Origin of the sequence: Nonomuraea sp. NPDC047897, assembly GCF_043204415.1 — a bacterium.
Classification (GTDB): Bacteria; Actinomycetota; Actinomycetes; order Streptosporangiales; family Streptosporangiaceae; genus Nonomuraea.
On record NZ_JBIDCC010000004.1, the window covers coordinates 388050 to 404193 of the forward strand.

Consider the following 16144-nt stretch of genomic DNA (forward strand, 5'->3'; position numbering starts at 1 on the left):
GGGAGGGAGGCGGTGTCGCGATGACGAAGCCGGACGCGGACAGGGAGAGGCTCCTCGCCGAGGTCACCGATGACGCGGTGCCCGGCTGGGCGATCCTGGTCGTACAGCTCAACCGCCTGGTCGCCGAGCGGCTGGGTGTCACCGAGACCGACGTGCAATGCCTGCACGTGCTGGGCCGCCACGGCCCCGCGACACCGGGCGCCCTGGCCAAGTACGTGAAACTGACCACCGGATCGGCGTCACGCATGATCGACCGGCTCGTCGCCGCGGACTGCGTCCGGAGGGTGGCCGACCCGCACGACCGCCGGCGGGTGCTCATCGAGCCCACGCGCGACGGCCTCGACCGCGTCACCGCCGCCTACGCGGGGCTGGTCGCGCGGACGCGCGACGACCTCGGTGACTTCGACGACGCGGAGCTCGACACCATCATCCGCTTCGTGAGAACGGCCGAGCGCAGCACCGCCGCCGAGATCCACCGGCTCCAGACCACGCCGGACCCCGCGAGCCCGCCCGGCACCCGCGCGTAGTCCACCCGTACCCGGCAGGAGGGGCGGTGTCGCCGATCGCGGCCGAACGGGATGCGCCGCTGTTCGGGGTGGTCGCGGGCGTGCGCGTCCGCCACTGACCGCATTCTGGACAAACTGGTACGGTCTCCCTGGATCAGCCGGCCCGTCGCGGGCGGGGGGCGAATCGCCGGGATTAACCTCGCGCGATCACCTGCTTTCACTACCCTGAGAAAGGGCCGCCACGTCCGGCTCTGACGGTGCAGAGCCAGTGAGGTCGGACCACCAGGAAAGGGGCGGTTTCAGTGGATCGCTGCGCGCTGTTCGTGGACGCTGGCTATCTGCTGGCCGACGGCGCGATGGCCGTGCATGGGACCCGCCATCGCGAGGCCGTCTCCTGGGACTACCCGGGTCTGCTGCAGCTCATGACCGGCCTGTCGCGCGAGCGCACCGGGCTGCCGCTGCTGCGGTGCTACTGGTACGAGGCGACCGTCGAGGGCCGCCGCACGCCCGAGCACGACGCGCTGGCCGACATCCCGGGGCTCAAGCTACGCCTCTCCCGCATCCGGCCGGGCCGCCGGGAGGGCGTCGACGCCCAGGTCCACCGCGACCTGATGACGCTCGCCCGCAACAACGCCATCTGCGACGCCGTCGTGGTCAGCGGCGACGAGGACCTCACCCAGGTCGTCTGCGACGCGCAGGACCTCGGCATCCGGGTGACCGTGGTGCATGTCGCCACCGAGGGCGGCTGGGCCGTCTCGCGCACCCTGCGGCAGGAGGGCGACGACCTCATCGAGCTCGGCGCGACCCACCTGCGACCGTACGTCAGCCTGGTGACCGGCTTCAGCGAGTCCAACGGCCACCACCAGCCGCTCAGCAACGGCCATGCCGCCTCCCACGCCGCCTCTCACGCCGCCACCCACGCGCTGCCGCCCGCCCCGCCGCCCCCGTCGACGTCGTCGGCGCCCGGCTCGCTGCCCGCCTCGCTGCCGACTCCCCCGCAGAGCACCGGCAGCCACGCCGCTCCGCCCCGCTCCGCCGCGCACGGCTCTCCGGCGCACGAGCCCTCCGCGCCGGCGCACGGCTCCCTCCCCGCCGGCAGCTCGCCCGGCCACAGCTCGCCCGGCCACAGCTCGCCCGCGCATGATTCGCCCGCCCACAGCCCGTCCGGCCACAGCCCGTCCGGCCACAGCCCGCCCGGTCACAGCCCGTCCGGTCACAGCTCCTCGGGCCACAGCTCGTCGGCGCACACTCCCGTGCACGGCTCGGCCGCGCCCGCCGCCCCGTCCGGTGACAGCCGGCCGCCCGCCGGCCAGGGGCCGGGCTCCTCCCCGTCGGCGCTGCCCAGCTACTACCAGCAGGAGTCGCCCCCGGCGACCGGGTCGATCCAGCAGCAGCCGCAGGCGCCGACCACCGGCCAGTTCACGATGCCGTCGGCCAACGGCACCTACCAGCCCGCGCAGCTCGGCGCCTACACCGGTCCCCAGCCGTCGCCCGTCCCGCCGGCCGCGACGAGCGGCGCCACCACGCTCGCCGACGCCGTCAAGGCCGCCCACCGCGAAGGCCACGACTTCGGCGAATCCGTCGCCCGCGACGCCCCCGCCCTCTGGCTGGAGGCCGTGCTCGCCCGGAAGCCGCGCATGCCGTCCGATCTCGAAGCCCGGCTCCTCCAGGGCTCGTCGCTGCCGATCGACTTCCTGCTGCACGACGAGGTGCGCCACGCGCTGCGCCGCGGCTTCTGGGACGCGCTGGAACGGGCCAGGCAGTAACCCTCCGGCGGAGGGAGCGGCTACCAGCGCAGCAACGCGCCGACGCCGTCGTGGGCGGCCAGCGCGCCCACCGCCTCGCCGTGCACCATCATCACCTCGGCGCGGCTCTCCAGCGCCCGCTCGATCATCCGCTCGCCCAGATCGGGCTCCTCCACCGTCTCCATGCCGTGCGGCGCCAGACCCGCCGGGTACAGGAAGCCGTCGCGGCCCCGCCCGCCCCGCCAGCGCCCGTTCTCGTCGAGGAGCAGGCAGTCCACCCGCCCCTCGTTGAGCAGCCCGAGTGTCCGGGTCAGGCCGAGCGAGCCGCGCCCGCCCGCGAGCGCGAGGTCGGCGACCCGCCGGACCAGCTCGGCGTCCCGGCGCACCCGCACCCCGGCCAGTTCGCCGGCGACGCGGGCGACCACCTCGCCGGCCGGCAGCCCCATCTCGACGGTCACACCGATCTGGACGGCGTCCAGGGGGCGCAGCGCCTCCGCCACGACTCCGGTCAGCTTCGGGTCGCCGACCAGCAGCACGTCGCTCCAGCGCAGCGCGCCGACCCGGTTGCTGATCTCGGGGGCGGCCGAGTGGAGACAGCGGGTCAGGCACTCCTCCAGCCGGTGCGGCTCGCGTGGGCCGCACCCGTCGTCGCAGTCGAGGTCGAACGCCGACCGGTGGATGTCCTCGACCAGCCCGTACCGGTAGTCGATGAGCCGCACGCCCTCCCGCCGTACCACCGCGACGCCGGCGGGGGCGCTGGCGGCCATCGCCGTGAGCATCGGCCGGACGTACGGGGTCGGCTCCAGCACGGCGCTGGTGCCGACCGGCACCTGCAGGGCGGCCCGGCGGATCTCGCCCGTGCACACCGGTGCGAACAGCGCCCGCCCGAGCCCCGGCGCGGCCGGGTCGGCGAGCCCGGCGACCTCCGGCTCCAGCGCGTCGAGATGCTCCAGCACGGTGGCGCGCCGGATGCGCTCGGGCCACCCGGAGACCCGCTCCCGTACGGCCCGCAGCTCCGCGAGCAGCGCCGGGGCGCCGCCTCCCGGCTCGGCGGTGGCGTAGAGCGAGACGACGCCCATCTCATCCTTCATCGCCACGAGCTCACGCAGGAACGAAAGATCGTGCACCACGTCGGTTCTCCTCTGTCACGGCACCACTATGACTCTAGAGACCCGAAATTCGTACAAATCGATCTATTGGGGGATGTTGTCTGCGGTTTTACGTCAGGTCAGCGTGTCGAACCCGGCGCGCAGGCTCGCCACCCGGTCGGCCAGATCGGCCAGCGGCGACGCCAGCGCCTGGTCCTGCGACTTGCGGGCCAGCTCGCGTACCCGCTGGAGCTCCTCCTCGACCGCGGTCAGCCGCCGCGACAGCTCCGGCAGCACCGACGCCTGGTCGCCCGCGCCGGGCGGCAGCTCGGCCGACACCCGCTCACGCAGCATCGCGGCCTGCTCGGCAAGCCGCTTGTTCATGTTGTAGAGCTCGGCGAACACCGACACCTTCGCCCGCAGCACCCACGGGTCGAACGGCTTGGTGAGATAGTCGACGGCGCCCGCCGCGTAGCTGCGGAAGGCGTAGTCGGGGGCGCTGTCGACCACCGTCAGGAAGATGATCGGGATGTTGCGGGTGCGCTCCCGCCGCTTGATGTGGGCAGCCGTCTCGAACCCGTCCATGCCGGGCATCCGGACGTCCAGCAGGATGAGCGCGAACTCCGTGTTGAGCAGGGCCTTGAGCGCCTCCTCACCCGACCGGGCACGCACCGGCACCAGGTCGAGCGAGCTGAGGATGGCCTCCAGGGCTATCAAGTTCTCCTCGCGGTCATCGACGAGGAGGATCTTGGCACGATCCGTCACGATCACGATCCTTCGGCTGAGTCCGTGGTGGACACCCGACCACGGCTGAGCCAACCACGCAGTCGTTCGAGCAGCCGGTCCACGTCGACCGGCTTGGGCACGTAGTCGGACGCGCCCGAGGCGATGCTCTTCTCACGATCTCCCCGCATGACCTTAGCGGTCAACGCGATGATCGGCAGATCGGCGAACTGCGGCATGCGCCGGATGGCCGAGGTCGTCGCCCATCCGTCCATCTCCGGCATCATGATGTCCATCAGCACCAGCGCCACGTCCTCGTTGCGCTCCAACTGCTCGATCCCCTCGCGCCCGTTCTCGGCGTAGACGACCGTCGCGCCGTGCCGTTCGAGCACGCTGGTCAGCGCGAACACGTTGCGGATGTCGTCGTCGACGATGAGGATCTTGGCGTCGTTGAGCGGGTCGTCACCCTGCCACTGGGCCACCTCGCCCGGCGACTCGGTCAGCTCGGGCATCGGCAGGTCGAGCGGCATGGGCGGCATCGGCGGCTCCGGCGCAACCGGCTCCTCCACCTGCGAGGTCATGAGCTGCCTGCGGGTGGCGGTGCCCTCCTCGGGCGCCGCCAGCGGACCGGTGTAGGAGGCGGGCAGGTAGAGGGTGAACGTGCTGCCCTTGCCCAGCTCGCTCTCCACGTGGATCTCGCCGCCCAGCAGCCGGGCGATGTCGCGGCAGATGGCCAGACCCAGGCCCGTGCCGCCGTACTTGCGGCTCGTGGTGCCGTCGGCCTGCCGGAACGCCTCGAAGATCAGCTCGCGCTTGTCGGGCGCGATGCCGATGCCGGTGTCGATGACCTGGAACGCCAGCAGGTCGGCCGCGTCGCGCAGCGAGTCGTCGTCGTAGACCACCCCCGCCGGCGCCTGCGCGACCCGCAGCCTGACATCGCCCTTCGGGGTGAACTTCACCGCGTTGGACAGCAGGTTGCGCAGCACCTGCTGCAGGCGCTGCTCGTCGGCGCGCAGCTCCCGCGGCACGTCGTCAGCGACCTCCACGGTGAACTCCAGCCCCTTGTCCGCGGCCAGCGGCGCGAAAGCGGCCTCCAGCAGGTCGACCATCTTGGGCAGCGAGACCTGGATCGGGTGGATGTCCATCCGACCGGCCTCCACCTTGGACAGGTCGAGCATGTCGTTGATGAGCTGGAGCAGCGCCGAGCCCGCGCCGTGGATCGTCCGGGCGAACTCCACCTGCTGCGAGGTCAGGTTGCCCTCGGCGTTCTCGGTCAGCAGCTTGGCCAGCACGAGCAGGCTGTTGAGCGGCGTGCGCAGCTCGTGCGACATGTTGGCCAGGAACTCCGACTTGTACCGCGACGACACCGCGAGCTGTTCGGCGCGCTCCTCCAGCGTGCGGCGCGCCTGCTCGATCTGGAAGTTCTGGATCTCGATCGCGCGGTTCTGCTTGGCCAGCAGCGCCGCCTTGTCCTCCAGCTCGGCGTTGGACCTGCGCAGCTCCTCCTGCTGGCGCTGCAACTCGTCGGAGCGCTCCTGCAACTCGCGGGTGAGCCGCTGCGACTCGGTCAGCAGGTCCTCGGTCCGGGAGTTGGCGATGATGGAGTTCATCGTGACGCCGATGGTCTCGACGAGCTGCGTCAGGAAGTCGAGGTGCACCTCCCCGAACCGGGTGAACGAGGCCAGCTCCAGCACGCCCAGCACCCGGTTCTCGAACAGGATCGGCAGCACCACGATCTGCGCGGGCGTCGAGGAGCTGAGCCCGCTGTCGATGGTGATGTAGCCGGGCGGCACGTCGTCGAGCACGATGTGCCGGCCCTCCGCCGCCGCCTGGCCGACGATGCCCTCGCCGATCGCGAAGCGCTGGCGCGGCCCCCGGTCGGGCCGCACGCCGTAGCCGCCGATCAGCAGCAGCTCGTGGTCGCCCTCGGGATCGACGCTGTAGAAGGCGCCGTAGCGGGCCGACACCAGCGGCGTCAGCTCGCTCATCGTCAGCTTGGCCACCTCCAGCAGGTCGCGGTGCCCCTGCATGAGCCGCGAGATGCGGGCGAGGTTGGACTTCAGCCAGTCCTGCTCCTGGTTGGCCTGCGTGGTCTCACGCAGGTTGGCCACCATGGAGTTGATGTTGTCCTTGAGCTCGGCCAGCTCGCCCTGCGCCTCGACGGCGATCGAGCGGGTCAGGTCGCCCCGCGCCACGGCGCTGGTCACGGTCGCGATGGCGCGCACCTGGGTGGTGAGGTTGCCGGCCAGCTCGTTCACGCTCTCGGTGAGCCGCTTCCAGGTGCCCTCGACGCCCTCGACCCGGGCCTGCCCGCCCAGCCGGCCTTCCGAGCCGACCTCGCGGGCCACCCGGGTCACCTCGGAGGCGAACGACGAGAGCTGGTCGACCATCCGGTTGATGGTCGTCTTGAGCGCGAGGATCTCGCCCTGGGCGTCTACGTCGATCTTGCGGGTGAGGTCGCCGTTGGCCACCGCCGTGGTCACCTCGGCGATGTTGCGCACCTGGTAGGTGAGGTTGTTGGCCATGAAGTTGACGTTGTCGGTGAGGTCCTTCCAGACGCCCGACACGCCCTGCACCCGGGCCTGGCCGCCGAGCTGCCCCTGCGTGCCGACCTCGCGGGCCACCCGGGTCACCTCGTCGGCGAACGAGGAGAGCTGGTCCACCATCGTGTTGAGGGTGTCCTTGAGCTGCAGGATCTCGCCCTGCGCATCCACGGTGATCTTCTTGGACAGGTTGCCCTGCGCCACCGCCGAGGACACTGCGGCGATCTGCCGCACCTGGGAGGTGAGGTTGTTGGCCATCGAGTTGACGTTGTCGGTGAGGTCCTTCCAGACGCCCGACACGCCCCGCACCTGGGCCTGGCCGCCGAGCTGCCCCTCGGTGCCGACCTCGCGGGCCACCCGGGTCACCTCGGAGGCGAACGACGAGAGCTGGTCGACCATCGTGTTCATCGTCGACTTCAGCTCCAGGATCTCGCCCTGGGCATCGACGTCGATCTTGCGGGTGAGGTCGCCGTTGGCCACCGCCGTGGTCACCTGGGCGATGTTGCGCACCTGGTAGGTGAGGTTGTTGGCCATCGAGTTGACGTTGTCGGTGAGGTCCTTCCAGACGCCCGACACGCCCTTCACCTCGGCCCGGCCGCCCAGCTTGCCCTCGGTGCCGACCTCGCGGGCCACCCGGGTCACCTCGTCGGCGAACGAGGAGAGCTGGTCCACCATCGTGTTGAGGGTGTCCTTGAGCTGCAGGATCTCGCCCTGCGCATCCACGGTGATCTTCTTGGACAGGTTGCCCTGCGCCACCGCCGTCGCCACGGTCGCGATGCTGCGCACCTGGCTGGTGAGATTGTTGGCCATGAAGTTGACGTTGTCGGTGAGGTCCTTCCAGACCCCGGACACGCCCGTCACCTGGGCCTGGCCGCCGAGCTGGCCCTCGGTGCCGACCTCGCGGGCCACGCGGGTGACCTCCTCGGCGAACGCCGAGAGCTGGTCCACCATCGTGTTGACGGTGTTCTTCAGCTCGAACATCTCGCCCACGGCGTCGACCGTCACCTTGCGGCTCAGGTCACCCTTGGCCACGGCGGTCGTCACCACGGCGATGTCGCGCACCTGCGCCGCCACCCGCGACGACATCGTGTTGACGGCCTCGGTGAGGTCGCGCCAGCTCCCCGACATGCCGCGCAGGTTGGCGCTGCCGCCCAGCCGGCCCTCGGTGCCCGCCTCGCGGGCCACCCTGGTCACCTCGGAGTTGAACAGCGCGAGCTGCTCCACCATGCCGTTGATGGCCTTGCCCAGGCGGCGCACCTCACCGCGGGCGGACCGGTCGAGGTCGATGCGCCGCGACAGGTCGCCCTTGGCCACGGCGTCGATCACGTCGGCGGCGCCGCTCACGGGGCTCACCAGGGAGTCGATCAGCATGTTGACCGACTCGACGCTCTCCGCCCAGGCGCCGACGCCGGGCCCCGGCGTCAGCCGCTCGCCGAACCGGCCCTCCTTGACGACCTCCTTGCGCACCCGCGTCAGCTCGTTGGCCAAGTGCTCGCGGCGGTCGGCCACCTCGTTGAGCAGGAGCTGCACCTCGCTCAGGGCACCGGGTGGGGCATGGGGCACGCGTCGCCGGAAGTCGCCGTCACGCCAGGAGAAAAGAGTCTCCAGGATCGGGGCCAGATCAGCCTCGCTGTAGATCTTCTCATCAGGTCCAGGGGCGGTCTTGACCGTGGGCATAGGGCCTCCTTCACTCCTGGCGCGCAGCGGCGAGTGGTTCAAGTCTGTCACGTTCGGTAGCTCACAGTCCTGCCCTTGGATTTACCCCACGTCAACGTGAATTGTGGTAGGCACGGTGGGATGACTGCTTCTCCCCATGCCGTGCTCGCGGCCACGTTCGCGCCCGGCGAGTCCGGCGTGCCGGCCGCCATGAGGTTCACCCGCGAGGTGATGACCGCGTGGGCTGTGGGCGGCGTGTCGCACGTCGCCGAGCAGGTGGCCGGCGACCTGACCGAGCAGGTGGTCGACGAGCCGTTCGAGGTCGTGTGGAAACATTTCGGCGATGCCGTGCAGGTCGAGCTGAGGCAGCGGAACATTCCCCAGGGCGATCCGAAGGCTCCCTCTGTCGCGGTCGAGGAGTGGGGCATCACCTTCGCCGGTGACTCCCGGGTCCATTGGGCACGACTCACGCTACCCGGCTCAGCGGACAATGTCGCATCCGAATGGCTCGCCGACACCTCCCGAGGCCCCCACTGGCTGGGATTCCTCGCCGACGCGAGCGATCTGCTGGCCGGCACCCTCAACCCCGACATGGTGCCCGCCATCATCGCCCAGATCGTGGTGCCGCGGCTGTGCGGCTGGTGCGCCGTCTACACCTCCGACGGCGGCTCCGGGCCGCTGCGCCTGGCCTACCTGTGGCACGCCGACGAGGCCCGCATCGACGGGCTGCGCCAGGAGCTCGCCGAGATGGACGTGAACGCGGCCGGGGGGCAGGGCACCTCCGCCATCACCGCCGGCGACCACCAGGTCCTCGCGGTGCCGCTGACCGCGCGCGGCCGTGCCCTCGGCATGATGTGCCTGGGCCGGGCCGACCGCTTCCCCGACGAGGTCATCCAGTTCGCCGACGACATCGGCCGGCGTGCCGCGCTGGCCATGGACAACGCCCGCCTCTACGCGCAGCAGGCCGCCGCCAACCGCGCGCTGCAGCGCAGCCTCCTGCCGCCGAACGAGCCCGAGGTGCCCGGGCTCGACTACGGCGTCGTCTACGAGCCCGCCGGCGAGGCCAACGAGGTCGGCGGCGACTTCTACGACCTGTTCAAGGCCGGTGACGACTCCTGGCGGTTCGCGATCGGCGACGTGTGCGGCACCGGCCCGGAGGCCGCGGCCGTGACGGGCCTGGCCCGCCACACCCTGCGGCTGCTCGCCCGTGAGGGCTACGGCGTGGCCGCCGTCCTCGGCCGGCTCAACCAGGCGATCCTGGAGGAGGGCGAGCGCGCCAGGTTCCTGACGCTGCTGCACGGCGACATCACGCCGGTGGAGACCGGGCTGGAGATCCGCATGGTGTCCGCCGGCCATCCCGAGGCGCTGCTGCTGAAGGCGGGCGGCGAGGTCCAGTCGGTGACCACCCCGCAGTCGCTGCTCGGCGTGTTCCCCGAGGTGGTGTTCGAGGCCGACACCGTGCACCTCGACCACGGCGACGTGCTCCTGGCGGTCACCGACGGCGTGACGGAGCGCCGCAACGGCGACCGCCTGCTCGATGACGGGGGCGGCCTGGCCAGGCTGCTGGGCGAGTGCGCGGGCCTGTCGGCGCGCGCGGTGGCCGAACGCATCCGGCGCGGCGTCGCCGACTTCGCCGTCGAGCCGAGCGCCGACGACATGGCCATCGTCGTGCTGCGCGCCCGCTGAGAGCACGGCCGCGGGTAGCACGGCCGCGGGTAGCACGGCCGCGGGTAGCACGGCCGCGGGTAGCACGGCCGCCCGCCGGCGGCCGGGTCAGCCGACGTGTTTGCGGGCGAACTCCAGTTGCAGGCTCATCTGCGCGATCCGCTCGGCCACCACCAGCGTCCCGCGTGCGGCGTCGTAGGTGTGGACCTGGTGGTCCCGTCCGTGCTCGGCCAGCTTGGCCACGTACTTCTCGATCTGGCGCAGCGGGCAGCGAGTGTCGTTCTCGCCCGCGAGGATCAGCACCGGGCTCTCCACCCGGTCCACGTAGGTGATGGGGGAGCTGGCGGCGTAGCGCTCGGGCTGCTCGTCGGGCGAGCCGCCGAGCAGCGCCCGATGGTAGGCGCGCAGGCTCTCCGCCTCGTCCTCGTACGAGGTCTGGTGGCAGGCGATGGGCACGGCGGCGATGCCGGCCGCCCAGAGCCCCGGCTGGGTGCCGAGCCCGAGCAGGGTGAGGTAGCCGCCCCAGGCGGTGCCCGACAGCACGATCCTGGCCGGGTCGGCGATGCCGCGCTGGACCACCGCGTCGCGCACGGCGGCGACGTCCGACAACTCGATGTGGCCGACCTCGCCGTGCAGCGCGTCGCGCCAGGCCGAGCCGTACCCGGTCGAGCCCCGGTAGTTGACCCGCACCACCGCGAACCCGGAGTCGACCCAGGCGGCCACCTCCGGCGAGAAGGCGTCGCGGTCGTGCGTCGTCGGGCCGCCGTGCAGCATGAAGACGGTGGGGTGGGGAGGTGCGCCGTGCTCGGGCCGGGAGACCAGCGCGTGGACGCGGCCGCCGGGGCCGGGCACGTCGAGGTCCTCGGCGGGCACGCTCGGCGGCGCCGGCGGGCCGCTCGCGTTCAGCACCACCTGGCCGTTGCTCGACCGGATGACGGGCGGCCGGGAGGCGCTGGACCAGGAGTACTCGACGTGGCCGCCGGGCCGTGGCGCGGCGTCGTCGATCACGCCGTGCGGGGTGTCGATGAGGGTGAGCCCGCCGCCCGCGAGGTCGTAGCGGTGCAGGTGGCTGCGGGCGCGGGTGTCGCGCACGATGAGCAGGCCGCGGCCGTCGTCGTACCACTCGGCCGCGAGGTCGCCGGAGTCGCGCAGCCAGATCTCGCGCTGCTCGCCGGTCACGGGGTCCCACACCAGCGGTTCCTGGCGTTGGCGGCGTTCGTGCAGGGCGAGCAGCCGCCGGTCGCCGGTCACGGGGGCGAACCTGAGCCCGAGCACGCCTTTGCCCTCGCCGTCGTACAGCTCGCCGACGGTCTGGCCGGACGGACGCAGCACGCGCAGGGCGGGATGCCGGAAGTCGCCGTACTCGCCGTGGTTGATGGCGATGAGCTGGCCGTCGAGTGACATGTCGGCCACCCAGGCGGCTTCGGCGTGCTCGTGGAGCAGCCGGGACGGCTCGCCGGGGTGGACGAGGTGGGTCCGGAAGGCGCCGTCGGCGGCGAGGCTGATGGCTGCCACGCCGGTGGCGGCCAGCGCGATGCCGCCCGGCTGGCCGGGCGGCAGGTCGGGGGCGACCGGCTCGTCGGGGCCGCCGGTGAACGGCTGCCGCCACCACACGCCGAACTCGTCGCCCTCGGTGTCGGCGAACCAGTAGACCCACTGGCCGGTGGGGTCGACGGCGGCATGCGCGGTGCCTCGGGGCCGGTCGGTGACCTGCCGGGTGTGGGCGGTGGCACGGTCCCAGGCGTAGACCTCCCAGGTGCCCGTGGCGTTGGAACGGTAGATCGAGCGGTGCGGAGCCCGGCGCGCCCAGACCGGTAGCGTCGTGCGCGATGCGCGGAACCTGGCCTGCCAGCGTTCCTCGGCCTTCATCCGGCGCGCCCCCTCCCTCGCCTCCCCGCCTCCCGCCGCATGTTGCCGTGCAGTCCTGCGATCGAGTGGCGGAAATACTCAACGTATGTGGGGGAATTCCGTACTAAACGCCTCATCAGTAACACCAGCCCCACTCGCCGGTCAAGCGACGGCCCTTGATCATGGTGTCGTCTCGAAGACGGACAGCTGAAATGCAGCCTGTGTTGCTACTTTTTCGTGGTTTTCCGCTCTCCGCCCCATAAATGCGGAGATTCGTGCCTGAAGTTCGGCTGCCTCAGTGTGCCACGCACTCGGCCCCATCCTGACCACCTCGGCGATGTCCTGCCGCGACAGTTGCATGTCGAATTCGATGGTTCGGCGTTCCGTTTCGGCGAACCCCTCCATGCTCCGCGCCACCCGCCGATCCTTGGCCTCGTCCACCGAGAGCAGGCCCAGCTCCCGCACCAACGGGCTCAGATGCGCAGGCGCCGGAGTGACCACCACCACCGCACCTCCCGGCCGCAGCACCCGCCGGAACTCGGGACCGTTCCTCGGCGCGAACACGTCCATCACCACGTCGGCCACCCCGCTGCGCAGCGGCAGCGGCCGCCACACGTCGGCCACGAACGCGCCCGCTCGCGGATGCGCCCGGGCCGCCCGGCGCACGGCGTGCTTCGAGACGTCGAACGCCACGCCCACGCCGCGGTCCACCACGTCGAGGACCGCCGCCAGGTAGTGCCCGGTGCCCGCCCCGGCGTCCACGACGACCGGCCGTGACGCGGCCGAGGCGACCTGCCCCGCCGGCGCCGTGCCGTGACATGGACGGGGACCACCGTACGCCTTCGCCGCCCCGCCGTCCGGCGGCTCGGCGAAGCTTTCCGTACGAATCTCGTTCGCCCCGCGAACGAGGGCCGCCACGCTTTCGGACAGGGCCGCACTGAGCGGGGCGAAATGCCCGGCAGCCAAGAATCCGGCACGGGCCGCGACCATTTCCGCGCTGTCGGCCGTCCCCGGGGCGCGCGACCCGACGAGCAGGCTCACATATCCCTGCCTGGCGACGTCGAAAACGTGGCCGCGAGCGCACCGCACGGCCCCTTCCCCGAGTTCCACCGGCTCGTGGCAGACGGGACAGGCGAGGTATTCGACGATGTCGGCGAGCATCCCCCCATTCTCCGCCGCCCACGGCCGCGCCCGTGACCGGAGGAGGCCCACCACACCGGGCGTGCCATGGGCCGCCTAGCCCTCCTGGACTATTCGAGGGCTGTTCTGCGCGCCGTACGCGCGGAGTGACCTGCGCAGCCGTAACAATGTTCTTCTCCGGGGCCGTCGAACCACCCGCGCCGGGTGCGGACGACGGCATGGAACGCCCATCGACGTCGCGACATCGTGTCAAGCGTGATGCAGGGCTCCTGCAATGCGATGAGGCTTCCATGGAAGCACGTACACGAGGGGGACTCCCATGAACACCAGCACCCGCTGCCCGCGCTGCCACCACGAGCTCGACGAGGGCCCGATCATGTACCGGTGCTCCCACTGCCGTCGCGCCGTCTACGCCGCCGACCTCGAGAACGAGTACGTGCCGCGCACGCCCGTCGCCGCCTGACTACGCTGGGCGGATGCCGCACCCGCCACGCACCGTCGCCGGCGCCGAGGTGACACCCCTCTGTGACGCCGTCGGCCCCCTGGGCCATGCGATCCGCCGCCCGATGGCCGAGACGTTCCCCGGAGCCGCGCTCGCCGAGGAGCCGTGGATCCTGCACTTCCACTGCTACCTCATCCGTGACCCGGCGGGCCGCGTCACGCTCGTGGACACGGGCATCGGCGCCACCGACTCGCCGGCGTCCAGTTGGGCGCCGGTGCCCGGCGCGCTGGAGGATGAGCTGGCCGCCGCCGGTGTCACGCCCGACGACGTGGACGTCGTCATCCTCACCCACCTGCACAGTGACCACGCCGGCGGCGCGGTCGCCGACGGCGGGCCGAGGTTCGGCAACGCCCGCTACGTGCTGCAGCGGGCCGACCTCGACGCCGTGCGCGGCGAGGTGCTCGACCGGGTGGTCACCCCGATCAAGGACCGGCTCCAGGTGGTCGAGGGCGACCAGGAGGTCGCGCCGGGCGTGCGCGTGCACCTGACGGCGGGCCACACCCCCGGCCACCAGATCGTCCGGGTCGGCGAGCTGGCCATCACCGGCGACCTGGTGCTCCACCCGGTGCAACTGACCGATCCGGCCATCCCCTACGTCTACGACGACGACCAGGACCGCGCCGCCGCCACCCGGGCCGAGGTGCTCGCCGGGCTGCGGGCCGAGCGCGCGATCCTCGCCACCGCCCACTTCCCCGAACCGTTCCTGCCGCTCTGACCGCCGGGCCGCGCGTCAGCGACCGGCGACGGCCGGCCGGCCGGCCAGCAGCGACGACGGCAGCGCCACGCTCGCCGTAAGCCCCCCGTACGGCGACGGCCCGAGCCTGACCTTGATGCCGTGCCGGGCTGCCAGCCTGCTCACCACGAACAGTCCGAGCCGGTCGCTCCGCGCCAGGTCGAACTCCGGCGCCTCCGCCAGCCGCGCGTTCAGCTCGTCCAGTTCGGCCCGCGTCAGCCCGAGCCCGCGGTCCTCCACCTCGACGATGATCCCGCCGCGGGTGCTCGTGGTCCGCAGGTCCACCCGGGTCTCCGGAGGCGAGAACAGCGTGGCGTTCTCCACCAGCTCGGCCACCAGGTGGGCCACGTCGGTGACGGCGCTGCCCAGCACCGCGACGGGCGGCGGTTGCAGCACCTCCACCCGCTGATACTCCTCGACCTCCGCGACGGCGGCGCGCAGCACGTCGTGGACGGGCACGGGGTTGCGCCAGCCTCGTCCCGGCGCCTGGTCCGACAGGATGAGCAGGCTCTCGGCGTGCCGGCGCATGCGGGTCGTGAGGTGGTCGAGCCGGAACAGGTCCTCCAGGACCTCTGGCTCCTCCGTCTTGTGCTCCATGGCGTCGAGCTGGAGGAGCTGGCGGTGCAGCAGCGACTGGTTGCGCCTGGCCAGGTTGACGAAGACCTGGCTGACCCCGTGGCGCAGCCGGGCCTGGTCCACCGCGGCCTCCACCGCCGTGGCCTGGACGTGGTTGAACGCCGCGACGATGTCGCGCACCTCCGTGGTGTCGGCCTTGACCTCCAGCGGCGCCACCTCTTCGGGCGAGGGAGTCTGCCCGCCGGCGCGCAGCCGCCTGACCAGGCCGGCCAGCCGCATCTCGGCGAGTTCGGTGGCGGCGTCGCGCAGACCGGCCAGCTCGTCGCCCAGGCGGCGGCGGAAACGCAGCGACAGCAGCACCGAGGCGACCACCGCGACCAGGCCCAGGCCCCCCGCCACGCCGATCTTGGTGAGGATGTTGTCGGCGGCCGGGTCCACCCGCTGCACGACGGCCTGCACCGCCTCGAACTGGTTGCGTTCGACCGCCGCCCACAGGTTGCCCGCGTCGACGGGCCAGGTGGCCGCCGCGGCGGGCAGCCCGGTGAGGACCGCCTCGCCGCGCAGGGAGTTCTCGACGGTCAGGAACTCCCGGTAGGCGGGCGAGCCGACCAGCTGCTCGTACGGCGCCCGCAGTCCGGCGTCGAGGTGCGGCAGCGCCTGCGTGTAGAGCAGCCGCCGGGTGGCCACCATGCCGATGAACGCCTCACGCTCGGTCTCGGTCGCCCGGCCCCTGGCCAGCACGACGGTGATGACGGCCCGTTCGCGCGACAGGAAGTCCTTGGCCTCGCCGAGCATGGTGACGGCCCGCGCCTTGCGGTAGAGGGACGTGTCGGGCACCAGCACCATGGCGTCGCGCATGCGGAACGTCGCGTCCACGATCTGGCTGTAGCCGTCGATCACCTCAAGCGGGGCGGGGCTCGGCCCGTCGACCTCGCGGCGGATCCGGGGCAGCTCGTCGAGCTTGCCGTACAGGGCGGTGAGCTGGGCGGCCATCTGCGGTGACACGTCGCGCTGCTGGGCCGCGAGCTGCCGGAACGTGGCCACGGTCCGGTCGGTGAGCGCGCGCTGGGTGGTGAGCCGGTCGCGGCCCCGGCCGTTGGTGAGGAACTCGACGGAGATCAGCCGCTCGCTCTGCAGCTGCACGTCCATCTGCTCGGCCGGGTTGGACAGGTTGCGTACCAGCTCGTTGATCTGGAGGAGGCGCAGGCCGTCGCCCGCGGTCAGGCTCGCGGCGAACACCCACAGCCCGACGAGGGACGTGAGCGGCACGAGCAGCAGGACCAGCAGCTTGAGCGCGATGGGACGGCCACGTGTGGGGGGCATGCGACCTCCGGAGGCATGATGAGATCGCCTCGCAGAGTACACCCCATGGGTCCAGGACTTCATGATCCGGCGCGAGGACCGGGACTGCCGCCCTCG

The 16144-nt window shown here is 71.9% G+C and carries 11 protein-coding genes; 5 read left to right on the forward strand and 6 right to left on the reverse strand.

The window, feature by feature from the left end; all coding sequences use genetic code 11:
* The first annotated feature begins 20 nt into the window (after positions 1–20).
* The gene (locus tag ACGF0J_RS11855) at positions 21–527 is read left to right on the forward strand and encodes a MarR family winged helix-turn-helix transcriptional regulator (protein WP_393144671.1); all 507 of its coding nucleotides are present in this window, start codon (positions 21–23) and stop codon (positions 525–527) included.
* Between the two features lie 281 nt (positions 528–808).
* Positions 809–2272, forward strand: a complete 1464-nt coding sequence (locus ACGF0J_RS11860; RefSeq protein ID WP_393144673.1) for an NYN domain-containing protein — start codon at positions 809–811, stop codon at positions 2270–2272.
* A 20-nt stretch (positions 2273–2292) separates the two neighbouring features.
* On the opposite strand, the gene ACGF0J_RS11865 is transcribed toward ACGF0J_RS11860, so the two are convergent.
* From ACGF0J_RS11865 to ACGF0J_RS11875, 3 genes are all read right to left on the reverse strand, one after another.
* Positions 2293–3381: a hypothetical protein gene (locus tag ACGF0J_RS11865; protein ID WP_393144675.1), complete on the reverse strand. Its 1089-nt coding sequence runs from the start codon at positions 3379–3381 to the stop codon at positions 2293–2295.
* Between the two features lie 93 nt (positions 3382–3474).
* Positions 3475–4104, reverse strand: coding sequence for a two-component system response regulator (locus tag ACGF0J_RS11870; protein WP_393144677.1), 630 nt, complete (start codon positions 4102–4104; stop codon positions 3475–3477).
* A gap of 2 nt (positions 4105–4106) precedes the next feature.
* Positions 4107–8282 carry a HAMP domain-containing protein gene (locus tag ACGF0J_RS11875; protein WP_393144679.1) on the reverse strand — a complete coding sequence of 1392 codons (4176 nt, stop codon included), beginning with the start codon at positions 8280–8282 and terminating at the stop codon, positions 4107–4109.
* A gap of 120 nt (positions 8283–8402) precedes the next feature.
* Between ACGF0J_RS11875 and ACGF0J_RS11880 the strand changes: the two genes are divergently transcribed.
* Positions 8403–9947 (forward strand): PP2C family protein-serine/threonine phosphatase, encoded by a 1545-nt coding sequence (locus tag ACGF0J_RS11880; RefSeq protein ID WP_393144681.1) that lies wholly within the window; start codon positions 8403–8405, stop codon positions 9945–9947.
* Positions 9948–10034: 87 nt separating this feature from the next.
* On the opposite strand, the gene ACGF0J_RS11885 is transcribed toward ACGF0J_RS11880, so the two are convergent.
* On the reverse strand, positions 10035–11795 hold the full coding sequence (locus tag ACGF0J_RS11885) for a prolyl oligopeptidase family serine peptidase (protein WP_393144683.1): 1761 nt from the start codon (positions 11793–11795) through the stop codon (positions 10035–10037).
* 159 nt (positions 11796–11954) lie between these two features.
* A complete protein-coding gene (locus ACGF0J_RS11890) occupies positions 11955–12935 on the reverse strand; it encodes a putative RNA methyltransferase (RefSeq protein ID WP_393144685.1) in 981 nt (326 codons plus the stop codon).
* A 298-nt stretch (positions 12936–13233) separates the two neighbouring features.
* Between ACGF0J_RS11890 and ACGF0J_RS11895 the strand changes: the two genes are divergently transcribed.
* Positions 13234–13377 (forward strand): hypothetical protein, encoded by a 144-nt coding sequence (locus ACGF0J_RS11895; RefSeq protein WP_393144687.1) that lies wholly within the window; start codon positions 13234–13236, stop codon positions 13375–13377.
* Positions 13378–13390: 13 nt separating this feature from the next.
* Positions 13391–14131 carry an MBL fold metallo-hydrolase gene (locus ACGF0J_RS11900; protein WP_393144689.1) on the forward strand — a complete coding sequence of 247 codons (741 nt, stop codon included), beginning with the start codon at positions 13391–13393 and terminating at the stop codon, positions 14129–14131.
* A gap of 15 nt (positions 14132–14146) precedes the next feature.
* On the opposite strand, the gene ACGF0J_RS11905 is transcribed toward ACGF0J_RS11900, so the two are convergent.
* On the reverse strand, positions 14147–16048 hold the full coding sequence (locus tag ACGF0J_RS11905; protein ID WP_393144691.1) for a nitrate- and nitrite sensing domain-containing protein: 1902 nt from the start codon (positions 16046–16048) through the stop codon (positions 14147–14149).
* Positions 16049–16144: the final 96 nt, after the last annotated feature.

Bases quoted from the DNA above. Each gene is read 5' to 3' on its own strand.
- ACGF0J_RS11890 (WP_393144685.1), bottom strand. From the start codon at position 12,935: ATGCTCGCCGACATCGTCGAATACCTCGCCTGTCCCGTCTGCCACGAG.
- ACGF0J_RS11895 (WP_393144687.1), top strand. From the start codon at position 13,234: ATGAACACCAGCACCCGCTGCCCGCGCTGCCACCACGAGCTCGACGAG.
- ACGF0J_RS11875 (WP_393144679.1), bottom strand. From the start codon at position 8,282: ATGCCCACGGTCAAGACCGCCCCTGGACCTGATGAGAAGATCTACAGC.
- ACGF0J_RS11885 (WP_393144683.1), bottom strand. From the start codon at position 11,795: ATGAAGGCCGAGGAACGCTGGCAGGCCAGGTTCCGCGCATCGCGCACG.
- ACGF0J_RS11855 (WP_393144671.1), top strand. From the start codon at position 21: ATGACGAAGCCGGACGCGGACAGGGAGAGGCTCCTCGCCGAGGTCACC.
- ACGF0J_RS11900 (WP_393144689.1), top strand. From the start codon at position 13,391: ATGCCGCACCCGCCACGCACCGTCGCCGGCGCCGAGGTGACACCCCTC.
- ACGF0J_RS11905 (WP_393144691.1), bottom strand. From the start codon at position 16,048: ATGCCCCCCACACGTGGCCGTCCCATCGCGCTCAAGCTGCTGGTCCTG.
- ACGF0J_RS11880 (WP_393144681.1), top strand. From the start codon at position 8,403: ATGACTGCTTCTCCCCATGCCGTGCTCGCGGCCACGTTCGCGCCCGGC.